The following is a 12,142-nucleotide window of genomic DNA, read 5'->3' on the forward strand; positions in this document are numbered from 1 at the left end:
TGGGATAGTGTGTCCGGCCCGGAACTCCCTCGGGCCCGAAACGGGAAGGGGGCCGATGGACGCCGACATGCTGCCCGACGGCCTGGTGGTCGCCGACGAGAACGGCACGGTGGTCACCTTCAACACCGCCGCCGCCCGGATCACCGGGACACGTCCCGAGGACGCGCTCGGCAAACACATCGCCGACGCGCTGCCGCTGGAGGACATCGAGGGCCGGCGCTGGTGGGTGTGCACCGACCCGTACGGCGGACTGTCCACCCGGACCCGCCAACCCGAGCGCAACCTGCTGCTCGCCGGGCGGGAGATCCTGGTCACCGCGTCCTACGTGCGCCCCGACGGTCCGCGCGGGCCGTTGAGCAAACTCGTGGTGTCGCTGCGCTGCACCGACGCGCGTAGGCGGATCGAGCGCGGCCACTCCGACCTGATCGCCACCGTCGCGCACGAGTTGCGCTCGCCGCTCACCTCGGTCAAGGGCTTCACCGCGACGCTGCTCGCCAAGTGGGAGCGGTTCACCGACGAGCAGAAGCGGCTGATGCTGGAGACGGTCGACGCCGACGCGGACCGGGTCACCCGGCTGATCACCGAACTCCTGGACATCTCCCGAATCGACGCCGGCAGACTGCAACTCAACCGCCAGGTCGTCGACATGGAGGAGGCGGTACACCGGCACCTGCGCGCGCTCGAATGCAACGGCCTGCCGGACGAGCGCTTCGTGGTCGTGGTGGACGGGCCGCTGCCCCGCATGTGGCTCGACGCCGACAAACTCGACCAGATTCTCGGCAACCTGCTGGAAAACGCGGTGCGCCACGGCGCGGGAACCGTCACCATCGAGATGCGCGCGGTCTCCATCGGGTCCGCGCCCGGCGCGTACGGGACGGAGATCACGGTGAGCGACGAGGGCCCGGGCATCCCGGACGAACTCCTCGAGCGCGTCTTCACCCGCTTTTGGCGCGGCAACCGCCGCGGTGGCACCGGCCTGGGGCTGTACATCGTCAAGGGCCTGGTCCAGGCGCACGCGGGCACCATCGGCGTGGATCGCGCCGAGTGCGGCGGGGCCCGATTTCGATTCACCCTGCCGGCCGCGATGCCGGACGTCCTCATGTAGCGCTCCCCGCGCGGAGGAAGTCCCACCCACGTCGTCGCGGTCCGGCGGCCGCGGACACGCACGCCCATCGGGCGTCAGTAAACTCGGAGCGCGGACGTCGCAGGACGTCATTGCCGCCTCCACCACCGGCGGATCCCCCACAGGAGCACTGGACACAGATGTCGGCACCGAACAAGTCGTACGACCCGGTCGAGGTCGAGGCGTTGAAACCCGAGGAAGTCGAGCGGGCCAGGGACGCGGCGCTCGCCGCGGTCGCGGCCGCCGCCGACCTGGCCGCGCTGCAGGAGGCGAAGGTCGCGCACACCGGCGACCGCTCGCCGCTGGCGCTGGCCAACCGCGAGATCGGCGCGCTCCCGCCGCAGGCCAAGGCCGAGGCGGGCAAGCGCGTCGGCCAGGCCCGCGGCGCGGTCAAGCAGGCCCTGGAGCGGCGCCTGGTCGAGCTGGAGGCGGAGCGTGACGCGCGCGTGCTCGTCGAGGAGGCGGTCGACGTCACGCTGCCGTGGGACCGTGCCCCGCGCGGCGCCCGGCACCCGCTGACCACGCTCTCCGAGCGCATCGAGGACCTGTTCGTGGCGATGGGCTACGAGGTCGCCGAGGGCCCGCAGGTCGAGGCCGAGTGGTACAACTTCGACGCGCTCAACATCCTGCCGGACCACCCCGCGCGGACCATGCAGGACACCTTCTTCGTGCGCGCCGAGGACGGCTCCGCGGATTCCGGCGTGGTGCTGCGCACGCACACCTCGCCCGTGCAGATCCGCACCATGCTCACCCGCACGCCGCCGATCTACGTGATCTGTCCGGGCCGGGTGTACCGCACCGACGAGCTGGACGCCACGCACACTCCGGTGTTCGGCCAGATCGAGGGCCTGGCCGTCGACAAGGGCCTGACCATGGGCGACCTCAAGGGCACGCTCGACCACTTCGTGCAGGCCATGTTCGGCGAGGGCATCGTCACCCGGCTGCGCCCGTCGTACTTCCCGTTCACCGAGCCCTCCGCCGAGCTCGACCTCAAGTGCTTCGTGTGCCGGGGCGCCTCGGTGGGCGACCCCGAGCACCCGTGCCGGACCTGCCGGTCCGAGGGCTGGATCGAGTGGGGCGGCTGCGGCATGGTCAACCCGCGCGTGCTGATCGCGTGCGGCATCGACCCCGAGGTGTACAGCGGTTTCGCGTTCGGTGTGGGTCTGGAGCGCGCGCTGATGTTCCGGCACAACGTCGAGGACATGCGGGACATGGTCGAGGGTGACGTCCGGTTCACCCTCCCGTTCGGGATGGAGATCTGATGCGGGTCCCGCTTTCGTGGCTGCGGGAGTACGTCGACCTCCCCGCCGGCGAGTCCGGGCGCGACGTCGCCGACAAGCTCGTGGCGCTGGGCCTCGAGGTCGAGACGGTCGAACAGCTCGGCGCGGACCTCAAGGGTCCGCTCGTGGTCGGACAGGTGCTCGAGATCGAGGAGCTGGAGGGCTTCAAGAAGCCGATCCGGTTCTGCAAGGTCGACGTCGGCGACGCCAACGGCACCGGCGAGCCGCAGGAGATCATCTGCGGCGCGCGCAACTTCGAGGTCGACGACAAGGTCGTGGTGATCCTGCCGGGCGGCGTGCTGCCCGGCCCGTTCGAGATCACCGAGCGCAAGACCTACGGGCGCGTATCGCGCGGGATGATCTGCTCCGCCCGCGAGCTGGGCATGGGCGACGACCACGACGGCATCATCGTGCTGCCGATCGAGGCGCAGATCGGCGCGGACGCGATCGAACTGCTCGGTCTGGTCGACGAGGTGCTCGACATCGCGGTCACCCCGGACCGCGGCTACTGCCTGTCGATGCGCGGTGTGGCCCGCGAGGCGGCGATCGCCTACGGGCAGCCGCTGCGCGATCCGGCGCTGCTGGACGTGCCCGACGCCAACGGGTACGGCTACCCGGTGCGGGTCGAGGACCCGGCCGGCTGCGACCGGTTCGTGGCGCGCACCGTGGTCGGCGTCGACCCCGACGCGCCCTCGCCGCTGTGGGTGCAGCGCCGCGTGCAGATGAGCGGCATGCGGCCGATCTCGCTGGTCGTGGACGTGACCAACTACGTCATGCTCGAACTGGGCCAGCCGCTGCACGCCTACGACCGGGGCCGGCTGCAGGGTCCGATCGTGGTGCGCCGCGCGCAGGCCGGCGAGAAGCTGACCACCCTCGACGACGTCGAGCGCACGCTCGACCCCGAGGACCTGCTGATCTGCGACAACCGCGGGCCGATCGGCCTCGCGGGCGTGATGGGCGGCGAGAGCACCGAGATCGGCGACGACACGAGCGACATCGTGATCGAGGCCGCGCACTTCGACCCGGTGGCCATCGCGCGCACCGCGCGTCGGCACAGGTTGTCCTCGGAGGCGTCGCGCCGGTTCGAGCGCGGCGTGGACCCGGAGGCGGCCCGCGCCGCGGCGCAGCGCGCGGTCGACCTGCTGGCCGCGCTCGGCGGCGAGCGGGCCCAGGCCGAGGCGGGCGTGACGGAGGTGGACGCGCCGCGCGAGCCGGTGCGGATCACCCTGGCCGCCGACCACCCGGCGAAGGTCGCGGGCGTGCCCTACACCCGCGAGACGGTGGCCCAGCGGCTGCAGGAGGTGGGCTGTTCGGTCGAGGGCATCGACACGCTCACCGTCGGCCCGCCGACCTGGCGGCCCGACCTGACCGACCCCAACGACCTGGCCGAAGAGGTCATCCGGTTGGAGGGCTACGACCGGGTGCCGGCCACGCTGCCGCAGGTGCCGGCCGGTCGCGGGCTGACGGCCGACCAGCGGCGCCGGCGCCGACTGGGCCGGGCCCTCGCGGGCGCGGGCTACACCGAGGTGCTGAACTACCCGTTCCTGGGGCAGAGCGCGTTCGACGACCTCGGCTTGGCCGAGGACGACGCGCGGCGGCGCACCGTGGTGCTGGTCAACCCGATCTCCGAGGAGGAGCCGGCGCTGCGCACCACGCTGCTGCCGGGCCTGCTGGACACGCTGCGCCGCAACCTCGGGCGCGGCAACACCGATCTCGCGCTGTTCGAGTCGGGTGTGGTCTTCCGGCCGAACGCCTCGACCCCGCCCGCGCCCGTGCTCGCCGTGGACCGGCGGCCGAGCGAGGCGGAACTGGCCGCGCTGGCCGCGGCGTTGCCGCACCAGCCGCAGCGGATCGCGGTCGTGCTGTCCGGGGAGCGCGAGCGCTCCGGGTGGTGGGGCAAGGGCCGGCCGCAGATCTGGGCGGATGCGATCGAGGCCGCGCGGGTGGTCGCGGACGCCGTCGGGGTCGAGCTGACCGTGCGGGCGGATCGGCACGAGCCGTGGCACCCCGGGCGCTGCGCCGCGCTGGTGGCGACCGCGCCGGACGGCAGCGAGCGGGTCGTCGGGCACGCCGGCGAGCTGCACCCGAGGGTGCTCAAGACGCTGCACCTGCCGGAGCGGGTCGGCGCGATGGAGTTGGACCTGGACCTGCTCACCGCCGACCTGGACGGGGAGCGCCCGGTCCAGGCCGGGCACGTCTCCTCCTACCCGGTGGCCACCCAGGACGTGGCGCTCGTGGTGCCCGACTCGGTGCCGGCCGCCGCGGTGCAGGCCGCGCTGGTCGAGGGGGCCGGGGCGCTGCTCGAATCGGTGCGCCTGTTCGACGTGTACACCGGCTCGCAGGTCGGCGAGGGCAGCAAGTCGCTGGCCTACGCGCTGCGTTTCCGGGCGGAGGACCGCACGCTCACGGTCGAGGAGGCGACGGCCGCGCGGGACGCGGCGGTGGCGCTCGCGGCGGAGCGGACCGGGGCGGTGCTGCGCGGGGCGTGACGCCTCTCGGGCCGGATCGATCGACGTGGGCCCGCACACCGTGACGGTGTGCGGGCCCACTCGCATGTGCGGGGTCGCCGGTCGGGGGCGGGTGCTCAGGGGTGGGTGGGGGCGGTGGGCAGGATGCCCGGGGCCAGGACGTCGACGCCGCAGATCTGCCTGGCGGCGGCGATCGGGTCGTTGGGGAAGCGGAAGGACGTGCGGCGCACGGCGCCGGTGAGATTGGCGACGAAGCGGTGCCGGGTCAGCGGGGCGTGGGTCGAGTCCAGCAGTTCCTTGAGCCGGCCGCGGTTCGTGTCGCCGCAGGTGAGGGTGTAGCGGGCGGCGGCGACGCGGATCGGGTCGATGCCCGGGGGTGGCGGGGCGGCCGGGTCGGCGTACTGGGCGAGCACCCAGGCCGGGTCGACCTGCTTCTCGTGCCCGGGGCGGCCCCGGGTGGACAGCCGTACGTGCGCGGCGAGCGGATAGGCCAGGCCCAGGTCGTCGAGGGCGACGCCGGTGAGCGGGACGGCCGCGCCGAGCATGCCCAGGGAGGGCCACATCGCCACGATCGGCGCGGCGATGTCCGGGCGCAGCGGGGCGTTGAGGGTATGCGCCGGCGAGCGGTCGACCAGGGTGTGCCGGTATCCCGGGCGGGGGCCGCGGACGACGGTGGGGAAGCCGGGAAAGCCGTCGATGAAGGCGTCGGCGGTGACGGGGTTGGCCACGCCCAGGACGGAGGTGTAGAAGCCGCGTTCGTCGGCGATGCCGTTCGGGCCGATGCGGTCGTAGGGGACCCGGAAGGCGGACGCGCACAGCAGGGCCCACGCGGCCAGGGCGGCCACGGCGGGGATCGCGAGTCGGCTCGCCGGGACCATCAGGATCGGCAGGAGCAGCAGGAACAGGCCCGGGAGGAGCATCCGGGCGTGCATGAAGTCGCCCCCGACGCGGACCACGTAGAGCAGCATGGCGAGACCGCACAGGACGGGGGTCGCGTAGAGCGTGCGGCGCACGCGGGTGCCCGGGGGTGTGGTCGCGGTGGTGGGGGCGGTGCGGCGTCTTGTGGTGAGCACGCCGGCGGTGCCGAGGGCGGTGAGGGTGAGCAGGGGCAGCCACAGGTGGTACGGGTCGGCCAGGTCGCGGACGTAGGCCCAGCCCCGGGTCCAGTCGCTCGCGCCGGCTTCCTTGGTGATCGCGGGCAGCGGGAGCAGGACGCCGTAGTAGCCCATCCGGAAGATTTCGTAGGCCAGCGGGAGGGCGGTCGCGGTGGCGGTGAGGGCCGCCGCGCGGCGGGGGCGCGGGCGGTGGATCAGGGCGAGGGCGGTCAGGAAGCCGAGCGTGGCGATGGCCAGTTCGGGGCGGACCGTCGGGCCCAGGCCCGCCAGGGCGGCGAGGCCGTATGCGCGGCGGGTGTGCGGGCGCGGGTGCGGGCGGGTGTGCGGGTCGGCGGCGAGGCGGACGAGCAACCACCAGCAGCCGGCGATCCACAGGGTGGTCAGGCCGGTTTCGAGGCCGGAGGTGGCGAAGTCCCAGGTCGGCGGCAGGGCGAGCAGGATCGGGGCGCCGCAGGGGAGCAGCGGGGCGTGTCCGACGGCAGGCAGGTACAGGCGGCGGCCGGCGTCGGCGGCCAGGAACCAGCCGAGTACGGCGCACAACAGGCCGAGGCGTACGGCCAGGGGCGCGGGGTCCTGGCCGGTCAGGCGCGTCGCGACCACCAGGAGCCACTGCCAGAGCGTGCCGGTGGCGGCCTCGGCGCGCTCGCCCGGGTTGAACACGGGGCCGTTGCCGGCCAGGATCTGGCGGACCGGGCGGGCGTAGATCAGGCCGTCGTCGCACACCCAGCTGCGGCTGCCACCGAGGACGGCGACGAACACGGCGGGCAGCAGGACGGCGGCGATGTTCCACCGGGCGCCGTGTGGTGTGCGCGGGTGTGGGAGAGGGGTGGGGGCGGGGCGGTCGGCGGGCGGTGGGCCCTGGTCGGCCGGGGTGGTGGTCAGGGTCATCGGCGGCCTCCGGGCGGGTCGGACGGCGCCGGTGGGATCGTCCGTTCCGCCGGGCGCGCACCTCGTAGGGTGGCGCCATGAGTACTTACGTGATCACCGGTGCGGGTAGCGGTATCGGCGCGGAGATCGCCCGGCTGTTGCGGGAGAACGGTCACGATCTGGTCGCGATCGTGCGGTCGGAGCGGCGGGCGGCGGATCTGGCTGGGCCGGGAGTGCGGACGGTGGTGGCCGACCTGGAGCGTCCGGAGACCATCGCGGAGGCGCTGGCGCCATTGGCGGACGAGACGTTCGCGGGGCTGGTGCACAGTGCGGGCGTCGCGGAGCTGGGCACGGTGGCGTCGACGGCCGTCGCGGTGTGGGCGCACACGCTGACCGTGAACGTGGTCGCGGTGGCGGAGGTGACGCGGGTGTTGTTGCCGGCGTTGCGGCGGGGGCGGGGCGATGTGGTGTTGCTGAACAGTGGGGCGGGGTTGCGGACGAGTGCGGGGTGGACGGCGTATGCGGCGAGCAAGCACGCGTTGAAGGCGTTCGCGGACGGGCTGCGGGAGGAGGAGCCGGGGTTGCGGGTGACCAGTGTGTATCCGGGGCGGACGGCCACGGCGATGCAGCGTGGTGTGCGGGAACAGGAGGGCGGGGCGTACGAGAGCTCGCGCTACAGCGATCCCGTGACGGTGGCGGGGGTCGTGGTGTCGACGCTTTCGCTTCCGGGGGATTCGGTGGTCAATGACGTGACGGTGCGCTCGCGGGGTTGACGTGAGGTTGTCGTCCTCAAACGCCGGACGGGCTGGTGTGGTGGGTTCGGCTCACGGAGCCGGGTTGTGTCCCCGGTTTGTCCTCAAGCGCCGGACGGCTGGGGTTGGGCCGGGTTCGGTTCCGGGGCCGGGCTGCGCCCCGCTTTGTCCTCAAGCGCCGGACGGGCTGATTGGGTTCGGTTCCGGTGCGGGGCTGTGGGCCTGTTTGTCCTCAAGCGCCGGACGGCTGGGGTTGGGGCGGGTTCGGTTTCGGGGCCGGGCTGTGTCCCGGTTTGTCCTCAAGCGCCGGACGGGCTGATTGGGGCCCGGTTGCGTCCCGCCTTGTTCTCAAGCGCCGGACGGGCTGGAGGCGGGCTGTGTTCCGTTTGCTTATCGAGTGCGGGTGTTTTGGGCTTCAGCGGTCGGTGTTGTCTTTGGGGAGGACGTCCTTTTGGAGGACGTCTACGCCGCAGATTTTTTTGGCTGCAGTTACCGGGTCGTTGGGGAAGCGGAATGAGGTGCGGTCCCAGGCGCCGGTGAAGTTCTTTTTGAAGCGGCTCCAGGTCATGGGTTCTTGGACCGAGTCCTGGAGTTCCTTGATTTTTCCGGTGTTCGTGTTGCCGCAGGTGAGGGCGTAGCGGGCGGCCTTGACGCGGATCGGGTCGATGCCCGGGGGGAGGACGGCGTCCGGGGAGGTGTACTGGGCGAAGACCCAGGCGATGTCGATTTCCTTTTCGTGGCCCGGGCGGCCCCGGGTGGTGAGTTCGACGTGGGCGGCCAGGGGATAGGCCAGGCCGAGGATGTCGACGGAGACGCCGTCGAGCGGGGTGTTCGCGCCGTTCATGCCGAGGTTGGTCCATACCGTGGCGACCGGGGCGGGCAGCTTCGGGTCGAGGGCGGTGACGTAGAAGCCGTCGTACCAGGGGTAGACGATCACGTGCTTGTGGTCGGCGCGGGCGGCCTGGGCGGCGGCGGGGAAGCGTGGGTAGTTGGCCACGTACGAGTAGGCGGTGACCGGGTTGGCGACCTTGAGCGCGCCGATGTAGAAGGCACGTTCGTCGGCGATGCCGCGCGGGCCGATGCCCTCGTAGGGCACCCGGAAGGCGACCGCGCAGACCACGGCCCAGCCGATCAGCACGGTGGCGGCGGGCACCGCGAGCCGGTTCGCGGGGACCACGAGGACGGGCAGCAGCAGGGTGAACAGGCCGGGCAGCAACATCCGGGCGTGCATGAAGTCGCCGCCGACGCGGATCACGTAGAGCAGCATGACCAGGCCGCACGCCACGGGGACGGCGAGGACGGTGATCCGGGTCCATCCGGCGCGGTCGATCGTGCGCGGGTCCAGTCGGGCGCGGGCGCGAGCGGGGTCGCGGCGTACCCGCAGTACCGCCTGGGCGAGCACGCACGCGGCGAGTACGACGAACGGGATCCACAGGTGGTACGGCCCGGTCAGGTCGCGGACGTAGTTCCAGCCCCGGGACCAGTCGCTCGCCGACGCCTCCTTGGTCACGGCGGGCAGCGGCAGCATGACGCCGTAGTAGCCCATCCGGAAGATCTCGTACAGCAGGGGGAGGGTGAACGCGGTGCCGAACAGGGCGAGGGCGCGGAGCGGGCGTGGGCGGCGGATCACGGCGAGCGCGATCAGGAATCCGAGGGTGGCGATGGCCAGGTCGGGGCGGACCGTCGGGCCCAGGCCCGCGACGAAGGCCAGCGCGTAGGCGATGCGGGCGCGCGGGTCGTGAGGGAGGCGGACCAGGAGCCACCAGCAGCCGGCGATCCACAACGTGGTCAGCCCGGTTTCCAGGCCGGAGGTGGCGAAGTCCCACACCGGCGGCAGCGCGAGCAGAGCGATCACGCCGAACGGCACCAGGACGGGGACGCGCGCGGTGCGTTCGTGCAGCCGACGGGTGGCCTGGAGCGCGAGGACGTAGCCGGCGGTGGTGCACAGCAGGCCCAGGTAGACCGCGAGGCGGCCGACGTCGCTCTGGGTGATCCAGGACGCGAGCACCAGGATCCACTGCCACAGCGTGCTCGTGGAGGACTCGGCGCGTTCGCCCACGTTGAACACGGGGCCGTTGCCGGCCAGGATCTGGCGCACGGTGCGGGTGAAGATCAGGCCGTCGTCGCTGATCCAGCGTCGGTGCCAGCCCAGGATCAGCACGATCAGGGCGGGCGTCAGCACCATCGCGAGGTTCCAGCGGGTCGTGCCGCGGGTGGACGGGCCGTCCTGGGGGGGATCGGCCCGTCGCCCGAAGCGCGAGCGCCCGGACAGCACACTCACGAGGCTCATGGTTCGTTGACTCCAGTCGGGGCGGGCGGGCCGACCACACCATAACCACTGATGATCGACCGCCGGTCCGATGACGGGCTCAGGAGGGCGAGCAGAATTTCTTCTCGGCCTCGATCGGGTTGGCCGGGATCCGCAGCTTGGTTCGGTCCACGGCGCCGGTCAGGTTCTTCCAGAAGCGCGATGCGGACATCGGTTCGTCGACCGAATCGACGAGTTCGGCGAGGTCGCCGCAGCGCAGCGCGGCCCGGGCGGCGCGGATGTCCTCCTGGGTGGCGGCGTCCGGCGGGACCAGCGCGTCGCCGGCCGGGTCGACGTAGAGCGCGACGTTCCAGGCGAACGGCAGCAGCTTCTTGTGGCCGGCGGCGGTGTGCCGGGTCTCGGTGATGTGCGCGCCGACGGTGTTGGACAGGCCCCACACGTCGACCACGATCCCGCCGAGCGGGGTTATCGAGCCGCCGACTCCGAGTCGGCCGATGACCAGGCCCTTGTCGTGGTCGAGGTCGGTGCGCAGCGGCAGCGGCGGCACCTTCATGTAGTTGGGGTCCACGAAGAGCAGACGTTCGCCGCCGGTCTTTTCGTTGCGGAACGCCTCTTCTATCGTCGGCAGCGTCCGGATGTGCGCTTCCTCGGTGGTGGGGTTGTCGGTCCTGGTCCACGCGGCGTAGGTGTCGCGTTCGTTCCAGACCTGGTTGCCGTTGCCGTCTGGGGCCGGCGTGGTGATCACGCCGGAGCGCAGCGTGCTGCCGCAGACCACCGCCCAGACCGCGACCAGCACGATGACGGGGGTCACGAGCCGGTCCAGGGGGGCGAGCAGCAGCGGGAGCAGGACCAGGAGCAGTACGGGCAGCCACATGCGGCCGTGCATGAAGTCGCCGCCGACCTTGAGCACGTACACGGTCTGGCCCAGCGCGGCGACCAGGGGGGTGCCGATGACTATCCAGGTGCGCCGGTCGGCGGGGCGGCGCCGGGTGAGCGCGAGGGCGACCGCGACCACGATCAGGATCATCGGGATCCACAGGTAGTACGGCTTCATGTAGTCGGTCAGGTAGTCCCAGCCGCGGCCCCACAACGATCCCGACGCCTCCTTGGTGAGGGCGGGCATCGGGAAGATCAGGCCGTAGTAGCCCATCCGGAAGATCTCGTAGGCGGCGGGCAGGAACCCGGCACAGGCAAGCATCGCCAGGGCCTTGGGCCAGCGCGCGCCGATCAGCAGGAACTGGGCGGCGAGCAGGATCACCATGGTCAGGCCCAGGTCGGGGCGGACCAGGGGGCCCAGGCCGAACCAGAAGGACAGGGCGAGGGTGTGCCCGGTGGTGTGGGTGCCGACCGGGCGCAGCCAGGTGCCGATCAGCAGCCACCACGACAGGCCGATCCAGAACAGGATCAGGCCGGTCTCCATGCCGGCGGTGGCGAAGTCCCACACGGAGGGGACGGCGATGAACACGAGTACGCCGGCGGGCAGCAGCAGCCGGGTGACCGCCAGGCCGCGGAAGAGCCGGCGGGTGCCGTCCAGGGACAACCACAGGCCGACGACCGACAGGATCAGGCCGGTGTAGACGGCGGTGGGCGCGTAGTCGAACGGGGTGATGCCGCCGAGCAGCGCGAGCAGCCATTGCCACAGCGTGCTGGTGGAGGTCTCCACACGTTCGCCGGCGCTGTAGACGGGACCGTTGCCGGCCAGGATCTCGCGGACCGCGCGGGTGAAGATGAGGCCGTCGTCGGTGATCCAGCGCTGGTGCCAGCCCATGATCGCGAAGACCAGCGTGGGCAGGCCCAGGGCGAGCAGGTCCGGCAGTGGGACGCGGGCGCGCCTGCGCTCGGCGGTGGGCCGGGTCGGCGCGGCGGTGGTGTCCGCGGTGCCCGCCTCGGGAGCCGATGGGGGCTCGCCGGTCGGGGACTGTAGGTCCGGGTCGGCGACGCGTGCGGCGTCGGCGGGCCCGGAGGTGCCGGGGGGAGGGGTCACGTGGTCTCGTTCGTTTCCTGGGCGGGGGCGCCCGCCGTCTGCTGCACGTCGTTGCCGTCCCGCCGGCCGTCGACCGCCCGCCGGGGGCGCGTATCCGAAGTCCGCTGATCCTAACGCACCGGCATGCGCCCTATTGGGTGACCCGTGGACGGGGAAGGCTTGTCCGGAGCGGTCTCGGGCGGGTCTTCGGGCCCCTGCCGGGCCTCACGACGCGCGGCGCCGCACCTGGGCGCATCGGAGAAACGGGCGAATGGGGCCACTATGCGCCTGCTTCTGCGCTGCGC

7 protein-coding genes are annotated in these 12,142 nt (G+C 72.4%); 4 read left to right on the forward strand and 3 right to left on the reverse strand.

Going from position 1 to position 12,142, the window contains the following annotated elements; translation table 11 throughout:
* Nucleotides 1-55 precede the first annotated feature (55 nt).
* The 3 genes from ACWGR4_RS36735 to pheT all read left to right on the forward strand — a co-directional run bounded on the left by ACWGR4_RS36735 (nt 56) and on the right by pheT (nt 4,892).
* Nucleotides 56-1,105 carry a sensor histidine kinase gene (locus tag ACWGR4_RS36735; RefSeq protein ID WP_380001049.1) on the forward strand — a complete coding sequence of 350 codons (1,050 nt, stop codon included), beginning with the start codon at nt 56-58 and terminating at the stop codon, nt 1,103-1,105.
* A gap of 158 nt (nt 1,106-1,263) precedes the next feature.
* Nucleotides 1,264-2,385: a phenylalanine--tRNA ligase subunit alpha gene (gene pheS, locus ACWGR4_RS36740; protein ID WP_380001047.1), complete on the forward strand. Its 1,122-nt coding sequence runs from the start codon at nt 1,264-1,266 to the stop codon at nt 2,383-2,385.
* Nucleotides 2,385-4,892: a phenylalanine--tRNA ligase subunit beta gene (gene pheT, locus ACWGR4_RS36745; RefSeq protein ID WP_452133426.1), complete on the forward strand. Its 2,508-nt coding sequence runs from the start codon at nt 2,385-2,387 to the stop codon at nt 4,890-4,892. Before pheS ends, pheT begins: the two co-directional genes overlap by 1 nt.
* A 95-nt stretch (nt 4,893-4,987) precedes the next feature.
* On the opposite strand, the gene ACWGR4_RS36750 is transcribed toward pheT, so the two are convergent.
* Nucleotides 4,988-6,874, reverse strand: a complete 1,887-nt coding sequence (locus tag ACWGR4_RS36750; protein WP_452133542.1) for a hypothetical protein — start codon at nt 6,872-6,874, stop codon at nt 4,988-4,990.
* A gap of 77 nt (nt 6,875-6,951) precedes the next feature.
* On the opposite strand from ACWGR4_RS36750, the gene ACWGR4_RS36755 reads away from it, so the two are divergent.
* Nucleotides 6,952-7,626 carry an SDR family oxidoreductase gene (locus tag ACWGR4_RS36755; protein ID WP_452133543.1) on the forward strand — a complete coding sequence of 225 codons (675 nt, stop codon included), beginning with the start codon at nt 6,952-6,954 and terminating at the stop codon, nt 7,624-7,626.
* 394 nt (nt 7,627-8,020) lie between these two features.
* Here ACWGR4_RS36755 and ACWGR4_RS36760 read toward each other — a convergent pair whose 3' ends face one another.
* Nucleotides 8,021-9,895: a hypothetical protein gene (locus ACWGR4_RS36760; RefSeq protein WP_452133544.1), complete on the reverse strand. Its 1,875-nt coding sequence runs from the start codon at nt 9,893-9,895 to the stop codon at nt 8,021-8,023.
* A 79-nt stretch (nt 9,896-9,974) separates the two neighbouring features.
* The gene (locus ACWGR4_RS36765) at nt 9,975-11,858 is read right to left on the reverse strand and encodes a hypothetical protein (RefSeq protein WP_452133545.1); all 1,884 of its coding nucleotides are present in this window, start codon (nt 11,856-11,858) and stop codon (nt 9,975-9,977) included.
* Nucleotides 11,859-12,142: the final 284 nt, after the last annotated feature.

Source organism: Embleya sp. NPDC055664 (genome assembly GCF_053618075.1).

Coding starts and splice junctions, on each gene's coding strand:
- ACWGR4_RS36735 (WP_380001049.1), top strand. CDS start 56: ATGGACGCCGACATGCTGCCCGACGGCCTGGTGGTCGCCGACGAGAAC.
- pheS (WP_380001047.1), top strand. CDS start 1,264: ATGTCGGCACCGAACAAGTCGTACGACCCGGTCGAGGTCGAGGCGTTG.
- pheT (WP_452133426.1), top strand. CDS start 2,385: ATGCGGGTCCCGCTTTCGTGGCTGCGGGAGTACGTCGACCTCCCCGCC.
- ACWGR4_RS36750 (WP_452133542.1), bottom strand. CDS start 6,874: ATGACCCTGACCACCACCCCGGCCGACCAGGGCCCACCGCCCGCCGAC.
- ACWGR4_RS36755 (WP_452133543.1), top strand. CDS start 6,952: ATGAGTACTTACGTGATCACCGGTGCGGGTAGCGGTATCGGCGCGGAG.
- ACWGR4_RS36760 (WP_452133544.1), bottom strand. CDS start 9,895: ATGAGCCTCGTGAGTGTGCTGTCCGGGCGCTCGCGCTTCGGGCGACGG.